The sequence below is a fragment of the Acidobacteriota bacterium genome, from assembly GCA_016715115.1.
Lineage (GTDB): Bacteria > Acidobacteriota > Blastocatellia > Pyrinomonadales > Pyrinomonadaceae > JAFDVJ01.
Genome location: JADKBM010000004.1, coordinates 809,714 through 833,822, shown reverse-complemented (window position 1 = coordinate 833,822; position 24,109 = coordinate 809,714). Strand labels below are relative to the sequence as shown.

General features: G+C 56.0%; 15 protein-coding genes. 7 read left to right on the top strand and 8 right to left on the bottom strand.

What is annotated here, in order from left to right:
* Window positions 1-165: 165 nt before the first annotated feature.
* The 3 genes from IPN69_05840 to ribB all read right to left on the bottom strand — a co-directional run bounded on the left by IPN69_05840 (window position 166) and on the right by ribB (window position 9,416).
* Window positions 166-2,772, bottom strand: coding sequence for a glycoside hydrolase family 9 protein (locus tag IPN69_05840; GenBank protein MBK8810241.1), 2,607 nt, complete (start codon window positions 2,770-2,772; stop codon window positions 166-168).
* 419 nt (window positions 2,773-3,191) lie between these two features.
* Window positions 3,192-8,276: a translocation/assembly module TamB domain-containing protein gene (locus IPN69_05835; protein MBK8810240.1), complete on the bottom strand. Its 5,085-nt coding sequence runs from the start codon at window positions 8,274-8,276 to the stop codon at window positions 3,192-3,194.
* Between the two features lie 9 nt (window positions 8,277-8,285).
* The gene (gene ribB, locus IPN69_05830; protein ID MBK8810239.1) at window positions 8,286-9,416 is read right to left on the bottom strand and encodes a 3,4-dihydroxy-2-butanone-4-phosphate synthase; all 1,131 of its coding nucleotides are present in this window, start codon (window positions 9,414-9,416) and stop codon (window positions 8,286-8,288) included.
* Window positions 9,417-9,651: 235 nt separating this feature from the next.
* Here ribB and IPN69_05825 point away from each other — a divergent pair, with 235 nt between their 5' ends.
* The gene (locus IPN69_05825) at window positions 9,652-10,773 is read left to right on the top strand and encodes an ABC transporter permease (protein ID MBK8810238.1); all 1,122 of its coding nucleotides are present in this window, start codon (window positions 9,652-9,654) and stop codon (window positions 10,771-10,773) included.
* A 135-nt stretch (window positions 10,774-10,908) separates the two neighbouring features.
* Window positions 10,909-13,305 carry an ATP-dependent Clp protease ATP-binding subunit gene (locus tag IPN69_05820; GenBank protein ID MBK8810237.1) on the top strand — a complete coding sequence of 799 codons (2,397 nt, stop codon included), beginning with the start codon at window positions 10,909-10,911 and terminating at the stop codon, window positions 13,303-13,305.
* Between the two features lie 336 nt (window positions 13,306-13,641).
* On the opposite strand, the gene IPN69_05815 is transcribed toward IPN69_05820, so the two are convergent.
* The 5 genes from IPN69_05815 to IPN69_05795 all read right to left on the bottom strand — a co-directional run bounded on the left by IPN69_05815 (window position 13,642) and on the right by IPN69_05795 (window position 17,542).
* Entirely contained in the window at window positions 13,642-14,088 is a 447-nt protein-coding gene (locus IPN69_05815; protein ID MBK8810236.1) for a hypothetical protein, read from the bottom strand.
* A gap of 228 nt (window positions 14,089-14,316) precedes the next feature.
* Window positions 14,317-14,685 carry a hypothetical protein gene (locus IPN69_05810; protein MBK8810235.1) on the bottom strand — a complete coding sequence of 123 codons (369 nt, stop codon included), beginning with the start codon at window positions 14,683-14,685 and terminating at the stop codon, window positions 14,317-14,319.
* Window positions 14,686-15,143: 458 nt separating this feature from the next.
* Complete coding sequence (locus IPN69_05805) at window positions 15,144-15,662, bottom strand: RHS repeat-associated core domain-containing protein (protein MBK8810234.1); 519 nt, start codon at window positions 15,660-15,662, stop codon at window positions 15,144-15,146.
* 36 nt (window positions 15,663-15,698) lie between these two features.
* A complete protein-coding gene (locus IPN69_05800; GenBank protein ID MBK8810233.1) occupies window positions 15,699-15,932 on the bottom strand; it encodes a hypothetical protein in 234 nt (77 codons plus the stop codon).
* Between the two features lie 23 nt (window positions 15,933-15,955).
* Window positions 15,956-17,542 carry an RHS domain-containing protein gene (locus IPN69_05795; protein ID MBK8810232.1) on the bottom strand — a complete coding sequence of 529 codons (1,587 nt, stop codon included), beginning with the start codon at window positions 17,540-17,542 and terminating at the stop codon, window positions 15,956-15,958.
* Window positions 17,543-18,039: 497 nt separating this feature from the next.
* Between IPN69_05795 and bamA the strand changes: the two genes are divergently transcribed.
* The 5 genes from bamA to lpxA all read left to right on the top strand — a co-directional run bounded on the left by bamA (window position 18,040) and on the right by lpxA (window position 23,519).
* Window positions 18,040-21,123, top strand: coding sequence for an outer membrane protein assembly factor BamA (gene bamA, locus IPN69_05790; protein ID MBK8810231.1), 3,084 nt, complete (start codon window positions 18,040-18,042; stop codon window positions 21,121-21,123).
* 145 nt (window positions 21,124-21,268) lie between these two features.
* Window positions 21,269-21,874, top strand: coding sequence for an OmpH family outer membrane protein (locus IPN69_05785; GenBank protein ID MBK8810230.1), 606 nt, complete (start codon window positions 21,269-21,271; stop codon window positions 21,872-21,874).
* Between the two features lie 98 nt (window positions 21,875-21,972).
* Window positions 21,973-22,419 (top strand): 3-hydroxyacyl-ACP dehydratase FabZ, encoded by a 447-nt coding sequence (fabZ, locus tag IPN69_05780; GenBank protein MBK8810229.1) that lies wholly within the window; start codon window positions 21,973-21,975, stop codon window positions 22,417-22,419.
* An 8-nt stretch (window positions 22,420-22,427) separates the two neighbouring features.
* Window positions 22,428-22,739: a hypothetical protein gene (locus IPN69_05775; protein MBK8810228.1), complete on the top strand. Its 312-nt coding sequence runs from the start codon at window positions 22,428-22,430 to the stop codon at window positions 22,737-22,739.
* Window positions 22,740-23,519 (top strand): acyl-ACP--UDP-N-acetylglucosamine O-acyltransferase, encoded by a 780-nt coding sequence (lpxA, locus tag IPN69_05770; protein ID MBK8810227.1) that lies wholly within the window; start codon window positions 22,740-22,742, stop codon window positions 23,517-23,519.
* Window positions 23,520-24,109 lie beyond the last annotated feature (590 nt).

The window sequence follows — 24,109 nt, the reverse complement described above, 5'->3', positions numbered from 1 at the left end:
CGCCTCGGCGACACCGAAGGTTCGCTTGAGCACCTTCAAAAAGCGGTGAAGAACCGGGCGTTTATGGTGGCATTCCTGATTGCCGATACCGTTTTCGATCCTGTTCGGAACGATCCCCGATACCGCGACATTGTCAGGAACATCGGATCGGTCGTTAACGATCAGCTAGCGCAGAAGGGTCTCGATTCCGACCATCCGGTAGCCTTTCGATCGCAGTATTCCAATCAAGGCGTCCAGCCGATCATAGAACTTGTCGGTCCGCTCGGGATCGGTTCCGATGTGAATCAGAAGGATGAATCCGTTGAGGCCGTTCTTTGATTCATAATCGAGGATCTTGCGTTCGATCGCATCGCTCGACTGGTAGTTCTTCATCGACGGCGTCGTGTAGTCGGCGTTCGAACCCGTCCCGGGCGTGAAATTGATCAGCTTCAGGCCAAGTTCCGAAGTCCATTCAGCGACCTTGCGGTTGTACCATTCGAACGGCGGGAGAAAATACGGCGCGTCGTCGCGCCCGAACCCGAATCGCTTCATCTCGGCATAGTTGCGCGCCAGATCGAGTTCAAGATCTTGCCGCGAGATCAGCGTTTTCGAGCGGTCGTTCCAGTCGGCATAAAGGAGATGCCCGTCGGAGTGCGCGCCGAGGTAATGACCGTCGCGTTTCAGCCTTTCGATGACCGAGCCGAACGAGCGGTAGAACCGGCCGGTGAAGAAGAACGACGCCTTGACCTTGTTCTTCAACAAGGTGGCGGCGATCTTATCCGCGCCGTCCGCGAACTCGTCCCCCGTGAAGACGAGTGCGAGTTGTTTCTTTGTCGCGTCGCCGCGGACGATCGCGCCCTGATCATACCTGAAGCGCGGATCGCTCTTTTCGGTTCCGCTCCACGCCGCCGTCATCAGAATCGCGTCGGCCGTGCCGTCCATCGTCGGCTCGTTCGTCGAATAATCCCCGACATCGTCGTGATAGACGATCTCTTTCGGCTGTACTGCCGCGAACTCGTCAGGTTGGTTAAGCCTGATCCCGATCAAGCCATTGTAGGTCGAAGCCTGGATCGGGCCGTCCACGAGGCCGCCGGTCGCCTGTTTCTTCAAGATCTGGACGGTCGGGAGATGCGTGTCCTCGGGGAATTCGCCGCCGGCCGGGATGCCTTCGAACATCGACGTGCCCCACGGATTGCGTCCGAACAACCAGTCACGGTGAGCGATGGCTATTTCACGGAAACGCCGGTCGCCGGTCATCTGTTCGTACAGCATCGCCTGCGTCACAAGATTGACGACGAGGTTGTTCGAACACCAAATGAACGGGACGCCGATGCCATAGGAATTGCCCGACGCGCGTTTCGATACCGCTTCGAGATTCTCACGGTAGTAACCCGCCAGCTCGCGCTTTGTCCGGAAGTCGACAAGCGGGTACAGCGCGAAATGCCCGACGTTCATAAACGGATAGAGCTGGTAATGCTCGGCCGTGTCGCGGCCCATCCAGGATGTCGCGCCGATCCTCTTCGCGTAGCGTTTCGCGTCGTCGAGGTACTCTTTCCTGCGTGTCGCCTTGAACAGTTCGGCCGCGGCCCATTCCATATCGTCGGCCCACGTGTCCTCGTTGTAACGGTACGGCGCGCCGTACGAGTTGCCCTGCTGGAAGCCTTCTTTCGCCTTCCCGAGCGCGTAAAGATCGATCGCGTGTTTGAGATAAACGTCGGCTTTCGACGGATCTTTCAGGTCGGCGCGCCAGATCCTTGATGCCATCGCGAACGCCGCGGCCGATCGCCCGGCGATGTTCGCGACGCCGGTCGATCGGCTCTTGAAGTCGCGCAGCCCCTGCGGTTTTCCGTCCGCAAAATAGACGGGGCGATAACTGTTCTTTCCCCAGCCGTAATCGGCGTTGTCCTGGTCTGGAAGCTTGAAACCCCTGTGATCGCGGTCATCGGCGACCTGATGGAACAGCCAATCGGGCTTCGGGTGCAGTTTCTCGATCCAATCAAGGCCCCATTTCGCTTCATCGAGCACGTCCGCGATACCGTTCGGGCGCGGCCGGCCGTAATCGTCGACCCGGTCGGCGAATTTCGCCCTTTCGAGTTCGTAAGCGAGCAGCATCCGAGCGGTCGCGTTCGAAGCCGTGATCAGATATTTGAGCTGGTCGCCGGCGTCGTGCCAACCGCCGCTCGCATCGACAAACGATCCGTCTGGGATCGGCGCATAAAAGGTTCGACCATCGCGTTGATGGCAGACCATATCGAGGAACGGATTGTACCCGCACCGCTGTTGCCGCATAAAAAACAGCAGGTCCTCTTGTACGGCCGCGTCGTCGCCGATCGTGAACCGCGGCGACTCGCTCGTCGCCCGCTCGAACTTCAGATAGAACCGCCCTTCTGCTCTGAGGTCTGAAAAATCAAGGATGTAGGTGAACGGAAACGGGCTTCCCCAATTCGGCTTGCTGTCGCCTCGGATCGTGCCGACGAAAACAGGGGATTCGGTCAAGGCGTCGACGACAAGAAACTCACCGCCCCACTCGCTTTTCGAGATCATCAGGGCGCTCTTCGGATCTTCCGAACGAAAACCGACCTGATTGACGCGGATGAGCGTTTCCTCCGCGTTCACGGTCCCGGATCCGAGAAATACGAAGAAGATCAACGCAACGACGACGAACGGTCCGACGGGGAACCCGTGTCGCACCGCCCCTGACAATTCTTCAGGAGACACGCACGGTGGGGCGAAGGATTCGTCGACCGCCCGTTCGTGAACCGTTGAAACTGTGCTTGCGGTTGCAGACAACATCGAGATTTCTTGAAATTGAAGAACGTGATCCCGATCGAATTATAAGCTTCATTGCCTTATTCAAAAAGCTTACACAAGATCCGATTCGACTGATGTATGTATAAGCCTGTCGTATCAAGCGGCGCGGATTTGGGATTTGGGATGTGGGATGTGGGATGTGGGATTTGGGATGTGGGATGTGGGATGTGGGATTTGGGATGTGGGATGTGGGATGTGGGATGTGGGATTTGGGATTTATGTGGGATGTGGGATGTGGGATGTGGGATTTGGGATTTGGGATTTGGGATTTGGGATGTGGGATTTGGGATGTGGGATTTGCGAATTTGACCGGTTTGCGGTTTCAGTGATCCGCGGACTTCTTCCCAAATCGCAAATCGCAAATCGCAAATCGCAAATCGCAAATCGCAATTCCCAAATCCTTAGAATCTCTTTCTAAATCTGATCTCAAAACTGAAGCTGTCCTTGTTGCGCGTGACGTTGCTCAGCGAGCGTTGCTCATATTGGGCGACGAACGAGAGTCGGTTCGAGACACGATATTCAAGCGCGAGGACCTGATTCTGATCCTCCGACAGGTTCGTCGAGTAAGTTACGAGCAGATTGCGGTTGATCTGGCGGCCGACCGTGAGTCGCGCGGTCGGGTTGAGGCGCTGTCCCGAGAGGATCGGGTCGAGCTGAAACTTGTTTAGTCCGAACAGTTTGTCGGTCGCGCGCGTGACCGGCTTGTTGATGATCTCATCGGTCAAAATCTCGGCCGCCGTCTTGATCCCGGTCTGCGCGAGCGTCGGAATTCCGGTCTCCGTGTTCGAAAGACTGCCGGTCGTGATCAGCGAGATCACGTCCGGCTGTGGCAACGCCGGATTCGAACGCACCGTTGCCGTCAGGTTCTCGGCGTCCGTCAACTTGCCGTCCAGATTCAAAAAGATCTGATACCCGTTGATCTCGGTTTCCGCCTGCAGGTTGATGATCGGGTCGATACCGTCCGTGTTCGGCGGAAAGACAAGTTCGCTGCGGCGGATCTCGTAACGGTCGTTGCGATAGAACAGCATTCCGGCTCCCGCGGTGATCCGGCCGGCGACCTGCGGATAATCCAGATCGCCCGTTACGCGCAGCGCCAGCGAAGCCGTCAGATCGGCAAGGTTGTTGCGGACGACAAGCGCATCGCGCCCTTCGATGATCAGATCGAGTCGAACATCTCCAAGGCTTGAACTTCCGTCAGTCTGCGAGATCGAGCCTTCGCGGCGGCCGCCGATGACATCCGCGAGGTCGATGTCGCGGGAATACAAACTGCGTTTCGCATTGATGCGTCCCGAAATGATGCTTGAAAGCTGATCGCCGATCCGCCGGCCGTTGACCTCGATCTCGGCATCGCCGGTCGTCGAGAAATTCTTCGGCAGCGGCAATGTCACGTCAAAGCCGCGGAGCGCAAGCCGAAACGCTTCGAGGTTGAGTTTGTCGCCGAGAAACGCGCCGCCCGACGCGGTAAACTTTCCGCCGCCCAGGAATCCGTTGAGTTCGTTGACCTGCACCTGATTCGAGGTAAAAATCGCACGCCCTTTGATGCGCTCGAAAGTGATTCGCTCCGATCCGACAAACACCGCCGCCGAAGCGCTTTGGAGGTCGGCGGTGCCGTTCAGACGCGCCGTCAGATTCGGGCCGGTGAGCCGAATGCTGACGTCCGAGAGACCGGCGAAGAAAGCGTTCTTCGAAGCGATGTTCAAGATGCTCAGGTTGACCCGCCCGTCGACCGAAAAGTTGTTGATGCCGTCATCGCGGAGCGCTTTCGTGCCGCTGACCACGACGTTCGAACCGCCGCCCGCGAATTTCGCGTTGTTGACCACCACTTCGCGCGAATTGAACCGGATGGCGATCGGCTCGATCGAATTAAGAGGTGTTTGATTGATCTGCAGATCGAACTGGCTGAAGTTCGCGACCCCCTTCAGATCGTCGGCCGTAAACGTTCTTTCACCGTTCAAAACCTTCGAGACGTTGCCCTCGACCACGACCGTTCCCGTCGCCCGGCCCGTCAAGGTAAGATTCGGGGAAGGCTGACGCACGAGTGAGATGAACGGCGCGAGTTCGGAATTGTTGAAATTAGTTTCGGCGCGAAGCGGAAGATTCGGATCGGCGAAGTTTAGGACCGCGGCGATCACCTGTTCCTGTCCCTCAAATTTCGCGGTCAGATTCGCGTTCAGAACCCGGTTTTCGGTTCTTCCGCTGAACGCGACCTCGCCGAGCGCGTTGCCGTTGATCGCGACATTCGTGCCGGAACCGTTGAAGTTGACGTCGTACGTCGTCGAGTCATTCGCGTTGCCGGTCGTGCGGCCATTCAGTGAGACTATCCCGACAATTTCCGGAAGACTCTTGTTTCCCGGAATGAACGGGCTGACCCGCGCGAATTCGATGCTTTTGCCGTCAACCGTGAAGTCAAACGCCGTCGAGTCCGTGCGGTAGGTTCCGGCGGCGTTCAAACTTCCGTCACCGAATGCGGCGTTGAACCGTTCGAGCTTGACGAGCGTTCCCGCAAACGTCAGCCGCGTGTTCAACTTGTCGAACGTCTGGCCGCCGAGGGAACCGCCTTCGGCCGAAAGATTCGCCTCGCCGAGCATTTCGTCGGGCAGTCCGCGCAGATCCAGATCGCCTGAGGTATCCGCCTGCAAGCCCCGGAAAGTCTCCGGCAGATCGATCGGAAAGGCCGCGAGGATATTCCCCGTATCGACCTTGTCAAGTTTTGCGCGGACCGCGATGTTGTTCTTGCCGGCAGTTGGTATCTCAGCCGAAAATTCGAGCTTTCCGCCGTCGGACTCGCGGAGCAGACCGTCCGTCAAACGGGTTTCGACGGCATTGACTGCGAGCGTTGTTGAGAGAGAGCCGAGGACGCGTCCGCGAAGCGAGATCGAGTCAAGCATCGCGCGGCCGTTGATGTTTGGTTCGGAAATGCTGCCGGTGAGTGTTCCGTCAAACGTCAGATTTCCGGCGGCTTCGGCCTTATATTCATCGATCGTCTTTTCAAAATCGGGCGCCAGATCGAGGACGCGAAAGATCCTCTCGATCTCCTTCGCGTCGGTCGAGGCGAGCGCCAGATGCAGATTCGAAGAACTGCCGTTGATGTCGAGGTCGCCGTTTGCGCTGAACTCGGTTTTTTCCGTTTGCAGGCGCGCCACGTCGAGACGGAAAACGCCGCGGGTCGCCGTCGTCTCAACCCGTCCGCTGACCGGAACGAATCCTTCGTTCGAGGTTCCAGCGTTGGCGGTGATGTCGGCGTTGATCCTGCCGTCGGCGGTTTTGAAATCCGTGCCGTCGAAGCTGAGATCGACCGCGCCGGTCGTGCTCCCTTCGAGCGGAACGATGCGTCCGCCTTGAAGCGCCAGAAGTTTTGACAGGTCAAGTTCGGTGAAGTTTCCGCGAACGCTCGAACGGCGGCGCGAGTCGTAAGCGATGATCGCGCTGCCATCGAGTCTACCGTTCATCACATCCGCCTTCAGATTCGTCAGCTCAAACTGGTCGCTCGAGGCGTTGACCGACGCGCGCGCGGCGCCGAGATTGACGCTTCCGACAACGCCGCCGCCGAGACTCATATCGGCCGTCGCGCGATAGCGGCCCGACGGTTCGAGAACGAAGACCGGTTTGACGATCTTCACATTCTGAAGTGTCCCGCCGTCCGGAAGTTCTTTCGATTTAGCGAGTTTGACGTCGCCGGCGTCGATGTCGCCCGTAGTTCCCTCGATGACGCCTTCGCGGATCGACAGACGGACGCCCGCGATGTTCAAGCTGCCGAGAACGGCCGCGTCGGTCTCGATCTTCGCGACGCGAAGCTTGTCGGAATAGACCGTCATCAGATCGCGCGTTTCGCGGACGGTGAGATCGCCGGCGACAACATCCGAAATGCGGGCGCCGTTCGCCTCGACCCTTTCGGCCGACGCGTTTTTGGCGATGACGTCGGTCACGCCGTTGCGGTGTTTGACCTTGATCGAACCCGCGGTGATGTTCTTGAGCTTCGAGTCTTTGGTCGCGCCTGATTCGGCGCGCGCGTTCTCGGCGTCGATCACAACGTCCTGCGGACGATCCTTGACGCGAACGTTCTTTGCCGTCACGCGGTCGAGATCGATGTCATTGGTCTTGACCCGAGCGGCTGTCGCCTGCGGGACACTGACGTCGGTGACGCCGTTCTTTGAAACGACCGTGACATTTCCGGATCGAACGTCGCGGATATCGACATCCTCAAATTTGAAACTGTCGAAGCGGATCTTGCCGAGATTCGCTTTAAGTTGTTCTTCTTTGTATTCGGCGACCGCGTCGGAAATGAACAGCGCGCCGAGCGTGCCGATCGGAGTTTTGGCGGCGGCGGCGTTCAGTTCGCCGAGCCACCGAAAGTCCGTTCCGGTTCCGCGGATCATTCCCGAAAGCATCGGCGCGTCGATCTTGAAATCCTCAAATGTCAACATCTGTGCGATCGCTTTGCCGTTCGCCTCGTAAACCGAGTCCTTGCCGCTGACGATCGCGTTGACGCTCAGCCCCTTCAAGTAAATGTTGGACGCGGCGAGCGATTCGCTGAAAACCTCGCCTTCAACCTTGTAGTTCTCGCCTTCGCCCGTGACCCTTCCCTTGAAATTGCCGATTCCCTTGACCGGAGTCGGAAATTCGAACGTCGCCGAGGTTTGGGTCAGATCGACGGTCGATTCGATTTCGAGATCATACTTCAGCGTGGCCCAGTCGGTGACTTGACCTTTCAATACCGACTCGCCGACCGGCGTCTTTATCCTTAATCCGGTGATGTCCGCGCCCTTTGCCGAAACGATTCCCTGAGCGCGAATATCGACCGGTTCGAGTTTGTGCGAATCGTAGGTGAAGTTCGATTCGGACGACGAAACGTCAAATTTGTAGCGCATTTCGACATCGCTCGCAACCGCATTTTCGGGTTCGAGCGAGATTGACAGATTCTTCGCGTCGCCGCTGATCGTGCGCGATTTATCGCCGAAATGCGCGACTGAATCCTTGAGCGAAAGCCTTGTCGAAGTGTAAATGAAATTAAGCCGGTTCTGTTCTTCGACGACCCGAACACCGGAGAAGTTCGAACGTCCGTTCTCGTCGAAATCGATCCAGATCTCGGCGCCTTTGAGGTCGGTCGAATCGACGTTGATGTCGCGGTTGAGACTGATGTCGTAGAGGTTCTTGACCGTCAGGGCAATGCGTCCGTCGCGGATGGCGAAGAGTTTTTCGCCGGTCGATTTGTTCGTGAAGACCGCGTCTTTAAGTTCGAGTTCGAGCGGCGATGCCGAAACGTGAAACGAGCCGGCGTCGAAGCCGATTCCCATTCGATCCATTTTTGCGGCGAATTCACCTCGGATATACCCGTCGGTCGCTCCGGTCTTATAAAGGATCGCGAGAACGATGAAGAACACGGCGAGCGAGACGACGACGACGGCGAGAAGGCGCAAAAGTGACCGGCGCGAGAAAAATCTGCGGCGCTTGGTCAGTTCTTTTTTTACCTGTTCGTCCTCGGACATCTGAAATGCCTATCCAAAAGAAACCGTTTCGACGATCTCAAGGTCGAAACCTTCGATGGCGTTGATCCGCGGGGGGTGATTCGTTAGAAGCCGAATGCGGCTCAGGCCCAGATCCTTCAAGATCTGTGCGCCGATGCCGTAATCCCGAACGTTTCCGTAACCGGATTCGCGCCGTGCCGTCTGAAGATCGATCGCCCGTTCCTGCATCAGCGCATACGTCTTAAGCTGATGGATCAGGTCGAGGTTGTGTTCGTTCTGGCGGAGATACAATATCACGCCGGTGCCGGCGGCGGCGATGTTTTTGAGTGCAGCGTTGATCGCTTCGGCCGCTTCGCCGAGGCGCGATCCGAACATTGCAAAAGTAATGTTCTCGGTTTGGACGCGAACTAAAACCGGATCGGTTGTCTTCGAAATGTCGCCCATTGCGAGCGCGAGGTGTGTTTCGCCGTTGACGACGTTTTCGTAGATCGACGCGCGAAAGAGTCCGTAACTTGTCGGCAGGTCACTTTCGATCACCTTTCGGACAAGCGTCTCTTTCTGAATTCGATAACGGACGAGATCGGCGACCGAGATTACTTTCAGGTCGAATTTGGCGGCAAACCGTTCGAGTTCGGGGAGGCGCGCCATTGTACCGTCGTCATTCATTATCTCGCAGATCACGGCCGACGGGTTGAGCCCGGCGATGCGCGCGACATCGACGCTCGCTTCGGTTTGGCCGACACGCACGAGAACTCCGCCGCGGCGCGCGCGAAGCGGAAAGACGTGTCCCGGCCGCGCAAGATCAGCGGCGGTTGACGTCGGATCGACCGCGGTCAGGATCGTCCGCGCGCGGTCGGCTGCGGAAATCCCCGTCGTCACTCCTTCCTTCGCTTCGATCGAAACCGTAAACGCGGTTCCGAACCCTGAAGTGTTCTCAGCGGTCTGGGGCGCGAGCTGGAGAAAGTCGCAGCGTTCTTCGGTCAAAGGAAGACAGATCAACCCGCGGCCGTGAACCGCCATAAAGTTGATGATCTCCGGGGTCACGAGTTCGGCCGCGCAGACGAGATCGCCCTCGTTTTCGCGATCTTCGTCATCGACGATGATGATCATCTTGCCCGCCCGGATGTCGGCGACGGCGTCGTCTATTTTTGCAAACGGCATAATTGAAAAACTTCGCAAGGTGCGAATCGCTGAATAGACTCGATTTTAGCGAAATCGCGAGTGTTTGGCGAACAGGACATTGCGGCAGATCGGCGGTCGGAACGGATGAACATCCGTTGCCCGAAATCGAAGTGCGGGAGCCGGCAGTCCTCGCGAACTCGGCACATTGCCGCGAATGATACAGGATTTTTGATCTTGAGTGGTTGATTCGCCGGATAGCATTTACAATTGCGTGATGCGGTTTGAGCTCAAACTCGCGCTGCGTTATCTGCTGGCGAGAAAAAAAACTCTGGCCCGGTTCACCGCCGCGGCGGCGGTCGCCGGGATCGCAGCCGGCGTCGCGAGCCTGGTCGCGGCCGATGCGCTCTCGCGCGGCTTTGCGGATGAAATGCGCGACAAGATCCTCGCCAACTCGGCGCATATTTCGGTGACGGCCGCAAACGCCGGACCGATCACGGATTCGGCACTGCTTTCGAAGCGCCTGAAGAATCTCGAAAATGTCGCCGAAGTGGAAACCGCAGCGCTTGAACACTCAGTTGTAAGCTTCGAATCTGCAACGAGTTATGCGCTCCTCAGCGCTGTCGGCGGCGACCGGGTTCTGGTCGGAAAGCAGCTTGCGGAACGTCTCGGCGTGGTCCCCGGCGAAAAGATAGAGGTCGTGACGCTCGGCAATCAATCGCCGGTTCGAATCACCGTCGACGGAATTCTCGAGACTGGCCTGCAGGATTTCGACGCGACCCGGATCGACGTTCCGCGGGAAAAATTCGCGGCGCTCAATCGGGAAATGTACTTCACTCCGCGGACCCTGAATCTGAAACTTAACGACATTTACAAGTCCCCGGAAACGTCGGCGACCGTGCGGGCCGCGCTCGGAAGCGGTTTCAGGGTCAGCGATTGGCAGGAATCGAATCGGCCGCTTTTTGCGGCGCTGAGTCTTGAGCGACGAGTCATCGCGGCGATCATCGCATTGATCTTCCTGATCGCGGCGCTGAATGTGACGACGACCCTCGCGCTGCTTGTCAACGAGCGGCGCTTCGACATCGGCGTCTTGCGAGCGTGCGGCGCGAGTTCGCGAAGTCTGATCGCCGTTTTCCTTATCGAAGGAGCGTTGCTCGGCGTCGTCGGAATCGTCGCCGGAACGCTTCTCGGACTCGCGGCATGCGCCTTGGGCAACTATTTTCGGCTTGTCAGTATCTCCGCCGAAGTCTATTCGCTGAACTACGTCCCGTTTCATCCGAACGCGATAAGTATAGTGTTTATAATCGTTTGCGCGTTCCTCGCCGTTCTCGTCGCGAGTCTTTTTCCGGCCATGCGCGCCGGTCGGGTCACGCCGGCCGACAATCTCCGCGCTCACTGAGGTTTTCCGGAAATTTATTGTGGATTTTCTTTCCCTTTCAAACTATATTTAGGCAAGTCTCGGAAAATTAAATACTTGAAATATTCAGACCAAAGGTCCAGACTTTAGGCACGCTAAAGTTACGGCCATCTTTATATGTTTGAACGCTACACGGAGAAAGCCCGTCGGGTCATCTTTTTTGCCCGCTATGAGGCATTGCAATACGGCTCGCAGGTCATTTCGCCCGAGCATATTCTGCTCGGACTGATGCGCGAGGATAAGACCTTGAGCGCCAGATTTTTTCCGTTTCGGAACAATCTGACGGTCGAAGCGGTCCGCCGCGAGGTCGAGGAACGGATCGTGTTGCGCGAACGGATCCCGCAATCCGCGGAACTGCACCTCGCGGGCGAAACGAAAAAGATCCTTGCCTTCGCTTCAGAAGAGAGCCGCCGGCTGCAGAACCGGCACATCGGCCCCGAACACCTTCTGCTCGGTATTCTTCGCGAAGAGCGTTCGATCGCGGCCGAGATCCTTTACGAAAACGGTCTGCGGCTGCAGGACGCGCGCGACGAGGTGGGACGGCAAAGCGGTGTCTCCACGTTCGGCGCGACCCCGAAAGAGAAATCGGAAACGCCTCATTTGCAGGAATTTACACGCGATCTGACGGACGATGCGGCGCAGGGCAAGCTCGATCCGCTGATCGGGCGTGAATCCGAGATCGAACGCCTGATCGAGATTCTCTGCCGACGTACAAAGAACAATCCGGTTTTGATCGGCGAAGCCGGAGTCGGCAAAACGGCGATCATCGAAGGACTCGCGCAACGCATCGTCGAACGCCGCGTCCCGACGTTCCTCGAAGACAAACGCATCCTCTCGCTCGATCTGTCGCTGATCGTCGCCGGCACGAAATACCGCGGCCAGTTTGAAGAACGGCTCAAGAAGATCATGGGCGAACTGCGCGACAACCGGCAGTACATCGTTTTCATCGACGAACTCCACACGCTCGTCGGCGCCGGTTCGGCCGAAGGCACGCTCGACGCGGCGAATATTTTGAAGCCCTCGCTCTCGCGCGGGGAAGTCCAGTGCATCGGCGCAACGACGCCGTCCGAGTACCGCAAATCGATTGAAAAGGACAAGGCGCTGGAGCGTCGTTTTCAAGCGGTCAAGGTTCTGCCGCCGAACGAGGAAGACGCGCTCAGGATCATCGAGGGAATCGTCGAACGCTACGAGAGCTTCCATCAGATCCGCTATTCAAAAGATGCGCTGTCGGCGGCGGTCTATCAATCGAACCGTTACATTCCCGACCGTTTCCTGCCGGACAAGGCGATCGACGTCCTTGACGAGGCCGGCGCGCGGGCGAAGTTGCGTTATGAGCAGGAAGGCGAGCCGTCCTGGAAGGAAGCTGTCGAAAATTGGAAACGCGTAACGGCGAACGAGGAACAGCTGATCTCTTACGAACTCAAGAATCTCGAGGATTCGTTCTTCGCGGTAGAGGTAACGAAAGACGACGTTGAAGCAGTCATCGCGCGATGGACCGGAATCCCGCTGACGTCGATCAAACAGGAAGAGGCGAAAAAGTTGCTGGCGATCGAAAGTGAACTCCACAAACGCATCGTTTCGCAGCGCCCGGCGATAACAGCTTTGGCACGGGCGATCAGGCGTTCGCGCGCCGGACTCAAGAATCCGAACAAACCTGTCGGTTCGTTCCTTTTTCTCGGTCCGACCGGCGTCGGCAAAACCGAAGTCGCGCGGTCGCTCGCGGAATTTCTTTTCGGATCCGAACGCGCTCTTGTCCGTTTCGATATGAGCGAATTTATGGAGAAGCACGCGGTTGCGAAATTCATCGGTTCGCCTCCGGGATACGTCGGCCACGAGGAAGGCGGACAACTGACCGAAAAACTCCGGCGCGCGCCGTATTCGGTCGTTCTGTTCGACGAGATCGAAAAGGCGCACCCCGACCTTTTCAATCTGCTGCTGCAGGTATTCGAGGACGGCGTTTTGACCGACGCGCTCGGGCAGACGGTCGACTGCAAGAATGCGATCTTCATAATGACGTCGAACATCGGCGCGCGTTTCATCCAGAAGCGTACGACCCTCGGATTCCAGACCGGCGGCGAATCGTCGCGCGAGAAAATGGAAGAGCAGGTGATGAGCGAGGTCAAGCGGACGTTTGCGCCGGAATTCATCAATCGGCTCGACGAGATCATCACCTTTGATGAACTGAGCGACGAGAATCTGTTTGAGATCGTCGAACTGCAGCTCGAGAAACTCAATCAAATGCTGGAAAACCGCGCGCTACGGATCAGGTTGAGTTCGGAGGCGAAGCAATGGCTTATCGATAAGACCTGCGCTGACCGCAGTTACGGAGCCCGTCCGCTGAAGCGTGCGCTTCAGAAATATGTCGAGGATGAATTGTCGGAAGCTCTGATCCAGGGCGACCTTGCCGATGGAAGTATCGTTGAGGTTCTCCGCGAAGACGACCGGCTCGTCTTCCGCTCGCTGGCGCTCGAAGAAACCCTCGGCGCCGACGTCGGCCTGTCGGCGTCACAATAGGAAAACCCATCGCTCGCGTCGGGCTGCAATCTGAGGCGCGGATGAATCCAGATAGCGCATTTCAATAGATCTCCCCGATATACCTTGGGTTGGGCAATAACCCCAAGGGCGTCATGATGTCCGGTAGCGCCGGCAAGCTATGCGTCCGGTTACACGATCCTGAACGGGCCGAAAATAATATCGCCTACTGAGATTTCGGATTTGTGACTTTGGAAATTTCGGATTTTGGACAATTTCCCAATGGCATTGCACAACAGCGACATTTGTTCACGTTCTGCTCAGGACCTGGGAACAAGTACCTGCCGCCTTGAATATTTGCTGAACCCTTCGGAGGAATCAACTCGTATTGACGTAGAACGTCCACGTACCGTTTCCGACATACCCATACAAATTAACATCACCGCCGGCGAATCCGATTGGGTCTTCGGAGATGAATCGGCCGAGATTCGAATCGTACCAGCGGGCCCGGTAGCAGTGGAGTCCGGTGAAATCGTCGTACTCGCGGCCGGTGAATTTGTACCGGGTCGCGAGATTGCCGGTTGCGTTGCCGAATGAATCGCACGACGCCGATGACGTGACGTTTCCGGAACTGTCAGTCAGCGCGTTGGTTGACCCGAGATGATCGGCGATGAAATACCTGACATCGCTTCCGGTCTGCATCCGGAGCTTGTTGTCGATTCCGGGGCCGTTCAGGTATTTCGTCAGCGTTCCCGAATTGTCGTCAGTTTGCTGAGCCTGAAAGGCTCGCAGGCAATAGCGTCGGGAGAATCCCGACGAAATCATCGCTAACCGTTCGCCGTCCCTGAAGGGGACGCAGGACAGCAGTTTGTACTCCTGCGTCCCTTTCAGGGACTCCAAATCATCTTCTGAAATCCTGCCGTCGTGATGCTCCCGACGCTATTGCCTTTGTCCCTTTCAGAGACCGTAGAACTCGTCTCGTTTCCATTCGCGCTACGCTCAGGGAAACAATCCAGCAAGAATTATGTCTGAAGTTCCGGCAATTCCAAACGGCTAACCCAAAACCTTTTCAACATCCGCCTTCAACAATTCGATATTTGTGTCGAGCTTCTTTTTCCTTACAACTTCCGCCAAAAGATCGAGTTTTTGAAGTATGGACACTTTAAGAAATTCGAACCGTTCGGTTTCCGACTTGCTGAAGAAGTTCTCATCGTTGACGATTATCGGAATTCCGATGGATTTCTCGTTTCTTCGATAGCCTTCGATCTCTTTCAGATGCTGCCGAAGATACGGGATCGGATTTACATAGAACTGGAGGAGGATCAGCTTCACATCGATTCCGTAAGTCTCATTAATCAAGACATTTAATCGCTTGGAAATACCTTTGTCGCCCCAGATGTACAAATCAAAGTTCGGTGCCATTTCGTCTTTTCTGTTGGAGGAAACAAAACAACCGAGAATATTCACGTTTTCTCCCATAACTTCACCTTTTGAGATATCTTTCTCGATTCAGAGGACCCGGATTCGTCATATTTTCACCCCTTTCCCAATCGAGCGCAGAACGCCGATTCGGGAATTGATCCTCGATAATCATCTTCTTGTTTCCCATATACCACTTTGGATATCTTGATTCGGGAATCGGGTTTGATGTAATCCCGTTCTTCAAGAAATTGCCTTGATCATCATACAGCTTGTAGCCCCAGGTGGGTCGAAGGCTGTTTGCAGAATTTCCGTGAACGCCCGGAGTTGGCCCACCGCTTTTGGGTGATGCGCGTCCACCACCTTTACCCGCGACCGGTCCGGCGAGGGTGGCGAACAATGCGCTCCCTCGCGTGACATCCTCAGCGACGTTGACCGCGCGCTGCCAGCCGTCGATGTCTTCACAATAAAGCGCCTGTCCGAGTCCGCGACCGACGCGGAGCATGTCGTCCCCGGGCGACGCCGAGTGCCGTCACAGGCTGTATCCGAATGCCTTCATTGTAGACCGGGATCGGCATGTAGCCGATGATCGGATCAAATCCGATTGACTGTTCAACTCCATCAAGCCCGTTATCAAGGCCGTCGGCGAATTCAGCCGGATTCGCGAATCCTCCGCTGCTGTACATCGTCGGATCCTGATAGACGCTCGGATCGATCAATCCTGACGGATCCGTCGCGCTCAGTGGCCCGTTTCCGACATACCCATACAAATTGACATCGCCGCCGGCGAAGCCGATCGGGTCTTCGGAGATGAATCGGCCGAGATTGCCGTCGTACCAGCGGGCCCGGTAGTAGTGGAATCCGGTGAAATCATCGTGCTCGCGGCCGGTGAATTTGTATCTCGTCGCGAGATTCCCGGTCGCGTTGCCGAAGGAATCATACGAAGCCGATGATGTGACGGCACCGGAAGCATTCGTCAACGCGTCTGTCGAATTTCCGAACGCTTCGGGCCGAACCTACCTCACGAGTCTGACTTCGCAATTTCGAACATCTAGCGGATCGCCGGATAGTTCCACCATACCCTTACCTGCCAATGAAGTAAGTCGATTTGCAAAATACAGGTCGTCTAAGCTCGTGCGCAACTCGGCAGGAACGTCCAGCATTGCAAAGCCGACAACGAAGGCTGCTTTTCGCCAGTCACTTGTGATTCTCGAAAGCAATAGCTCATCGATTTCGTCAGTTGTAATCATAATGAATTGTATTTCGACAGAACCTAAAATTTCAGTCCTTTTTTGCAGCGTTCAGAGATGCAGCCTTCTAGACAAGCCCTGTTGCTTCCACCCCAAATGTTTCGCATGTTGGGGTCAGATTCTGCTTTGGAACAAAGTTGAACACAAGAGGAAATTTCCTCGGCGCATCCATCCCGATCATTCGGTGGATCTTGGGGCCACGGGATCGGGCGGATGAGGTCGATTGGCGTTGATCGCGGTTTCGGCTCGCACCTTTGCCCGGGAATAGTCGTCGGAGCAATCGGCGGTGTGATCGGAAATGGTGTCGTCCCTACTGGCGGTGCAACGGGACGCGGGCTCCCGAAAGGGTTGAGCGGTCCATTGACAAACGGATTGGACGGGTGATTGGCCGTGTATTCACCCACATATGTTGCACCGTAGATCAATGCGGCGCCACCGACCGCAATTGCCACAGGAGGTGCCGCCGCCGCCAAAAGTGCGACGATTCCGCTACCTTCGCCGGCAAGCAAAACGGCACCACTCGCGATGGCGACTTCTTCGCCGGTTGTTCCAACGGGATCTCGATACTTCAATGGCTGGTTCCAAACATACCCAAACAGATTCACGTCCCCGCCCGCAAATCCGATCGGGTCTTCGGAAATAAATCTGCCGAGGTTCGAATCGTACCAGCGCGCACGGTAGTAATGAAGCCCCGTGAAATCGTCGTACTCGCGGCCGGTGAACCGGTATCGGGTCGCGAGGTTGCCGGTGGCGTTGCCGAATGAATCATACGACGCCGCCGACGTGACGTTTCCGGAACTGTCAGTCAGCGCGTTTGTTGACCCGAGATGATCGGCGATGAAATACCTGACGTCGCCGCCGGTCTGAATCCGGAGTTTGTTGTCGACGCCCGGGCCGTTGATGTATTTCGTCAGCGTTCCCGAATTGTCGTCGGCGATGACATCCGCGCCGTCGTGGATGAACTTCGTGTTCTCCTTCCCGCCGACGATGAAGCGCTGGATTCTGCGTCCGAGAGCGTCGTATTTGTAACGCACCGTCTGCTTTCTGGTCGATGCCGAAACCAGCCGGTTGTCGAAATCCCACTGATAGCGCCAGAGCTCTTTGCCCTCAGCCTTCATCCGGATATTGCCGTTTTGATCGTATACGTAACCGGCTGTATCGGTTGAGCTTACCCGATTGAACTGGCCTGACTCATAACCGTAGTTCGCGCTCCGGTGCGAGCTTGTCCGGTTGCCGACCTTATCGAAATCATAGGTTTCGGCCGGTTCCGTCGGACTCGTCATTCCCGTCAGCCGATTGACGAAATCGTAAGTGAAATTCCGGATCTTGCCCGGTTCGGTTACGCTTTCGATCTGGCTTGCGTTGTTGTATTCGTACTGTCTGTCAAAGAGCGTCGCCGTCTGGCTTGTATCCTTCAGCCGCCTCAGCCGGCTCATATTGTCGAACGTGTAAGTTGTGGTGACGCCGTTCGGAAAAGTCCTCGTTTCCGGCCGGTTCGCATTGTCGTAAGTGAACCCGATCGTTGTCGAATCAGCTGGACTGACAATGTTCGTCAAACGTCCGGCATCGTCAAAATTATACTGCGCTTGGACCGATCCGTCGAGAATCAATTCAAGCCGGTCTACCGTCGAACTGTAAACGTGGTTGTAGCCGACCGTGTGTCCGAAAACGTCGGTGGTATTGAGTAGTCGGTTGCGATTGTCGTAGTTGAACGAAACCGTCCCGTTCCCATTGGTCGCGGTCTTAAGCTGCGATCATCCGGCAACCGTTCATCGCATGTGCAAATCCGGAAAGGCCCCGGCCCCGGCATCGCTCAATCGGCGGGCAACGCAGCTTTAGATCCTGCTAAAATTCCGCGAACGGCTCTTAAAGCCGTTGGCACTTTTTAGTTTCGGGCTTTTGTCTGTATAATTCTAAGATTTGTTGGAGTTAACGCGGACAGGCAACCCTGCTATGTTTGTCTGAATCAAAAACGGCGTATCAACCCAACAATAAACGCCTTCGTTACTTTTTGAAAAATCGATCGCTTTTTGTTTGAAGTTTGGGCAAAAAAGTCAGGATTTTTCGGCAGAGGCCGCAACTTGCAATAATAAGGAAATTCGGTTTTATGCAGATTCTACGAGCTTTTGGGCTGATCTTGTTGACTTCGACGCTAATGGCGTTAACTTGTTACGCCGGGACGAACGACAAGACGAATGAGGCTCCGAAAACCTCCGCGCCCGCCCAGCAGCAACTGGTTGAATCGGTCGACATTCAGGGCAACCGCCGTTTGAAGGATGATGACTTGCTTTATTACATCAAGACCCGTCCGGGCGATGTTTTCAACCAGGCACAGCTTGAGCGCGACTTGCGCGAGCTTCTTTCGCTGAACTTTTTCGACAAGGTCAAGACGCGTGTCCTGACCGAAGAAGGGGTTCGCGGCGGCGTGAACGTTATTTTCGAGGTCGCTGAACTTCCGATCATTCGTGATCTGCAGTTTGAGGGCATCAAGGCCGTACCCGAGTCCGAAATTCTCAAAGCCTTCCGCGAACAGCGCGTCGGAATTTCGAAAGAAGCGATCTACAATCCGGTCAACGCTCAGAAAGGCATCCGCGTGATCCGCGAACTGCTTGCCGGAAAGGGTTATCCGAACGCAAAAGTGACGATTCGCGAGGAAGAGGTTTCGGCGACGTCGACGGCCGTCTTCTTCGAGGTCGATCAAGGAAACCGTTCGCGCATCATTCAGATCGAGTTTGAGGGCAATTCCATCTTCAAGGACGGCGAGCTTCGCGGCCAACTCCAGTTGGTCCGCAAGACCGGACTTATCTCGCGGTTCAAAGGTCAGGACATTCTCGACCTGCGCAAACTTCAGTACGACCTGCGCAAGAACGTCCTTGCTTATATGTGGTCGAAGGGTTACTTTCAGGCGCGTATCGGCGAACCGCAGGTCGAGGGGCTCGGTTACAAACGAACGGGATTTCCGATCCTGAAGCTTTTTCCGCTTCCGCTCGTGACATCGAAGGATGACACGCTGAAGATCATCGTTCCGGTCAACGAAGGCCGCGCCTTTCGCGTCGGCGAACTCAAGGTCGAAGGAAACTCGATCTTTTCCGAACAGCAGATCCTGGGTTACGTCGGACTTCAAAAAGGCGAGATCGCCGATGGTAAACGGCTGCAGGAAGCGGTTTATGAGAATCTGAAAAAGGTTTACGGCTCACAGGGTTTCGTGCTCTATGACGCGGATTTCAGTCCGGAGTTCAAAGACAACAGCGCGAATCCTGCCGAAGGCATCGTCGATATTACGATCTCGATCGACGAGGGCAAGCAGTTTCGTCTGCGCCGGCTTGAGTTTACCGGCAATACGTTCACACGCGACAAGATCCTGCGCCGCGAGGTTCTGATCAACGAAGGCGACATCTACAATCAGATCTACCTTGAAACCTCGGTCATTCGTCTCAATCAGACGGGTTATTTCGATCCGATCGACAAGGATCAGGATGTCGAGATTCGAACCGACGAAGAGGAAGGCGAGGTCGATCTTGTCGTCAAGGTTCGCGAAAAGGGCCGGCAACAGGTATCGCTCAACGGCGGCATCTCAGGGATCGGCGGTTCGTTCTTCGGACTCGAGTATTCGACCAACAACTTGCTCGGGCGCGGTGAGAACGTTTCGTTCCAGTTCGGGCTCGGCAACCGTCAGCAGAGCCTTCAGCTGACGTTCCAGGAGCCGTACTTCAAGGATCGTCCGATCTCGGTCGGGTTCACGCTCTTTGCGACACGCTACAAGTTTTTCGGTGAAGGAACGTTTCTGACCCAGAACACCGATCTTTTGAACGACATTGTGACGAATCCGTACAGCACGGTGACGACCAGCGAATCCAACCTGTTTACGCAATCGACCTACGGCGCGTCGGTTTTCGCGACCGCGCCTCTGTCGGAGCTGTTCTTCAAAAAGCGCAAGTTCACCCAGTTTTCACGCGTCGGGTTGACCTATCAGTTTTCGGCGACGACGATCAAAGAGCCGGCGGTGAACCAGTTGGGCAATGTCGCGACGGCGATTCCGGTCATCTACTCGCAACCGAACATTATGACGAGCCGGGTGACCGGCAGTTTCGTGTACGACTCGCGCCAGCCGGCGGAAAACGGTATCGATACCCTGCGCGGTTCGCAGATCTCGGCATCGTTCGCGTTCTCGGGTCTCGGCGGCGACGTTCGAACCTATCAGCCGAGTATCTCGTACACCTCGTTCATGCCGGTTCGGCGCAAGAAGTCGAAGAATCCGGAAGTTTTCGGTTTCCGCATCATCGCCGGCACGATCGGCAGTTTTGCGACGACGAGCAAGATCCGCAACGCGAATTCACTTTCCTTTGTCGGCGGTGTTCCGATCTACGAGCGCTATTTCCTCGGCAGCGAATACGATGTCCGCGGTTACAACACGCGTTCGATCGGTCCGATCGCACCGTTCGACACATATGTTTCGACCCGCAATATTTCGGTCGCGACAGCGTCGAGCGGGACGGTCGCCAACGTTCCGGGACTTGCGGATTCGACGCTTGCCGAATTGATCAGTCTCGGCACGCTGACCGGTCCGAGCGGAGCGAATCCGGCGCTTTATACGAATTCGTATCGTTTCATCGGCGGCGACACCCAGATTCTGGGCAATTTCGAGTATCGCATTCCGATCTTCGGCCCGGCGAGTATGGCGGTTTTTGCGGACATCGGATCGGTGTTCAACCTGCGCAAGTCGGGAACGCAGCGAATTGACAGTAATTTCCTCGGGGACGAAGCGTTCCTCGGCGCGGGAGTCGTCACCGGTTTGGCCGCGCGAAACGTCCCGAACGTGAATAATTTCAGCAATTTGTTCCTGATCAACGGACGTCTGCTGACGACAACTGAGTTTCGGCAGTACTGTTTCATCAACCCGTTCGGTTGTCCGACCAGTAGTTCGCGCGATATCCGGCCGGTGTTTTTCCGCGGCGAGGCGCAGACAAATTCGCTCGTTCGCGTCGACGATGCGGCGTTCAGCAAGATCGGCGACTTCCGTTCGAGCGTCGGACTCGAGTTTCGGGTTCAGGTTCCGGTGGTCAACGTCCCGTTCAGGTTGATCTATTACTACAATCCGAGCGCCAAGATCGGATTGCGTGAGGAACTGCCGAACCTGTTCTTGCCCGGCAAGCGAAGCGGTTTCCGCTTCACGGTCGGCCGAACGTTCTAGTGCGTTGACAAGATTTGCCGCTTAACTTACTATTGCGTTTCTCAAAAAGTAGTAAAGCGGGCAACATAATTACGAGATTTGGTTTCAAAAGGATTAGTTCGAACAAACCGTTTTTTAACGTTTAAGGAGTATCAATAAAAACAAGATGAAAAGATTTAGCGTATTCGCCGTCAGTTTGGTCTTTGCGGCATTTTTAGCAGTATCGGTTCCGGCGCAGACCCCGATGACCGGCGGAGACAAGATCGGGTTGATCGCTTGGGGTGCGTTTGGTGACCCGGCAAAAGGTATCAAGAAGTATGTTGCCGCGCAGAACGCTCTCGAAGTTGAATTCAAACCGGCCACCGATGAATTGAAGACGATGGTGGCGAAATATGAAGCCCTCGGAAAAGAACTTCAGGGTTTGAAGGATCTTATCGATCAGCGCAAACCGGTTCCTATTTCCGATCTTGAGATCAAGAAGAAACAAGACGCCTTTAGTCAGATGGAACGCGACATCAAGAAGAAGGACGAAGATCTGAAATTCGCTTCCCAGAGTCGTGCGGAAATCGTTATCGGTCCGATCGAGGACGACATTCTTAAAGCGTTGAACGAGTATGCGAAGGCCAAGGGCTATGCCGTGATCCTCGATGGCGCGAAACTCCTTCAGGGCGGCATTTTGCTCGGGTACAACGACAAAGTGAACGTCACCGATGACTTCATCTTGTTCTACAACGCGCGCCCGGCGACGGCCGCGGTCACGACACCGAAGTAATCGGGTCACGAATTTACGAGTACTCATCAGAAGCCGGCACGATTTTGTCGGCTTCTGATTTTTCATTGCGATTGTGTTAAATTACACAAAACAAGACTATGACCATTCTTGATTCGCAAGCCATACAGAAGATACTTCCGCATCGATATCCGTTTCTTCTCGTCGACAGGATCATCGAACTCGAACCGCGTGTCCGGATCGTCGGTATCAAGCAGGTGACGTTCAACGAGCAGTTCTTTCAGGGACATTTTCCGGGCGCCCCGGTGATGCCCGGAGTTCTGCAGATCGAAGCGATGGCCCAGGTCGGCGCGATCCTCGCGTTGCGCGAGTTTGAAGACCGCGAAAGCAAGATCCCGTTCTTCAGCGGCATCGAAAGCGCCAAGTTCCGGCGTCCCGTTGTTCCCGGAGACACTTTGACGATCGAGGTCATCGCGCTTCGGACCGGTTCAAAGGTTCAAAAAATGCGGGGGATCACGCGTGTCGACGATCAGATCACGGCCGAAGCGGAGATAATGTGCATCATCGCCGACCGGCCGAAAGAGTAGAGGGCATTATGCAAAGATACGAAGTCACATATTTTCAGATGATAATGATCGGCCTCGGCGTCGGTTTCGTCCTCGGACTGATTCCCCTCGGACTCGGTTGGTACAAAGGGAAGAAGAAGCTCGCGATCATCGGCTTTTTGGCCTCGATCGCTGCCGGCGCGGCTTGGAGCCTTTTTTCGCTGATCATCGTCCTGGTCTTTATCTGGCTCATTCTCAGAAATCCGCAGACGTCGACGGCCGAAACGGCCGATCCATTCGGGGACGAGGCCGCGATGTCGGCCGAGGTCGAGTCGGCAAGCGACGACAACGCCCAAAATTAAATGAGTTCATTCATTCATCCGACCGCCATCGTTGCGCCGGACGCCGTCATTGGTGACGATTGTCGAATCGGACCGTTTTGCACCATCGGCGGTGAAGTCACGCTCGGCCGCTCGGTTCATCTCGAATCCCACGTGGTTGTCGACGGCAAAACTTCGATCGGCGACGAGACCCGCGTTTTTCCCTTCGTTTCGATCGGCCATGCGCCCCAGGACCTCAAGTACAAGGGCGAGCCAACCTCGACCGAGGTCGGGAAACGTAACCACATCCGCGAATTCGTTACGATCCATCGAGGCACCGCCGGCGGCGGCGGCATCACACGCATCGGCGACGACAATCTGCTGATGGCGCAGGCGCACGTCGCGCACGATTGCCAGATCGGCAACGACGTTATTATGGCGAACGCCGCGACGCTCGCCGGCCACGTCGAGATCGCCGACCGCGCCAACGTCGGCGCATATTCGGGCGTCCATCAATTTTGCCGTATCGGCCGGGAGGCGTTTGTCGGCGGCTATTCTGTCGTCGTCAAAGACGCGCTGCCGTTTGCGATCTCGCAGGGCAACCACGCGAAATGCTACGGGTTGAACCGCATCGGAATGAAGCGCCGCGGATATTCGAAGGAGACGATCGAAAAGCTCCACCGCGCGTATCACCTCTTGTTGTCATCGAAACTCAACACGACCCAAGCCGTCGAACGCATTCGCGACGAGATCAGGGATTGTCCGGAAGTGGATTATCTGGTCGAATTTATAGAGAGCTCGAGCCGCGGTGTCGTGAAGTAAATAAAATTGCCCAAGGCCGCGATTTATCGTCCCTTTCGAACCCAGACATAATAGCGAGCAACAAGGCCTTCTCAGCCTGCGGCGAGGTCTTCGCGGAAGACGCGTGATGGCGAGCGCGGCCCCCGACCGCCTGCTCCACCGCTCGACGGTGATCAACATCCGGGGCGAAAGCTACCGGCTGAAGGACAACAATGACTAAAGGGGGGTCAAAAACTAACGCCTGTAAAGGGGTCAAAAATTAACGCAGATTGACAGGCGAGGATCCGAATCGCGTAGCGATGCCCTGAATTTAGACGTGGGTTTCAACCCACGGGATCTCGTTGATTCGTATCTCGTCGCATCAGCGACGGCTGAGTCAATCGTCGCTGACGCGACGAGCCCACACATTTGGGATTGGGCCGTGTATTCCGCCACAAGCGTTCCGCTTCCACCATAGACGAACACGGTCGTCTCGGTCGATGATTTTCGCCGCCCCGACCAGCCGCAGAGCGGCGGCAAATTTTAGCCGTGGGCGTGAGCCCACGGATGACGCGAAAAAGACTCCCGAGCCGCAGAGCGGCGGCACCGGCCATCTTGGAACTCTTGGAACT

What these genes read in the sequence shown, in the direction of transcription:
- IPN69_05835 (MBK8810240.1), bottom strand. Translation starts at nt 8,276, where the DNA reads ATGTCCGAGGACGAACAGGTAAAAAAAGAACTGACCAAGCGCCGCAGA.
- IPN69_05810 (MBK8810235.1), bottom strand. Translation starts at nt 14,685, where the DNA reads ATGGCACCGAACTTTGATTTGTACATCTGGGGCGACAAAGGTATTTCC.
- IPN69_05840 (MBK8810241.1), bottom strand. Translation starts at nt 2,772, where the DNA reads ATGTTGTCTGCAACCGCAAGCACAGTTTCAACGGTTCACGAACGGGCG.
- ribB (MBK8810239.1), bottom strand. Translation starts at nt 9,416, where the DNA reads ATGCCGTTTGCAAAAATAGACGACGCCGTCGCCGACATCCGGGCGGGC.
- lpxA (MBK8810227.1), top strand. Translation starts at nt 22,740, where the DNA reads ATGAGTTCATTCATTCATCCGACCGCCATCGTTGCGCCGGACGCCGTC.
- IPN69_05800 (MBK8810233.1), bottom strand. Translation starts at nt 15,932, where the DNA reads ATGATTACAACTGACGAAATCGATGAGCTATTGCTTTCGAGAATCACA.
- fabZ (MBK8810229.1), top strand. Translation starts at nt 21,973, where the DNA reads ATGACCATTCTTGATTCGCAAGCCATACAGAAGATACTTCCGCATCGA.
- IPN69_05825 (MBK8810238.1), top strand. Translation starts at nt 9,652, where the DNA reads ATGCGGTTTGAGCTCAAACTCGCGCTGCGTTATCTGCTGGCGAGAAAA.
- IPN69_05785 (MBK8810230.1), top strand. Translation starts at nt 21,269, where the DNA reads ATGAAAAGATTTAGCGTATTCGCCGTCAGTTTGGTCTTTGCGGCATTT.
- bamA (MBK8810231.1), top strand. Translation starts at nt 18,040, where the DNA reads ATGCAGATTCTACGAGCTTTTGGGCTGATCTTGTTGACTTCGACGCTA.
- IPN69_05815 (MBK8810236.1), bottom strand. Translation starts at nt 14,088, where the DNA reads ATGATTTCGTCGGGATTCTCCCGACGCTATTGCCTGCGAGCCTTTCAG.
- IPN69_05820 (MBK8810237.1), top strand. Translation starts at nt 10,909, where the DNA reads ATGTTTGAACGCTACACGGAGAAAGCCCGTCGGGTCATCTTTTTTGCC.
- IPN69_05775 (MBK8810228.1), top strand. Translation starts at nt 22,428, where the DNA reads ATGCAAAGATACGAAGTCACATATTTTCAGATGATAATGATCGGCCTC.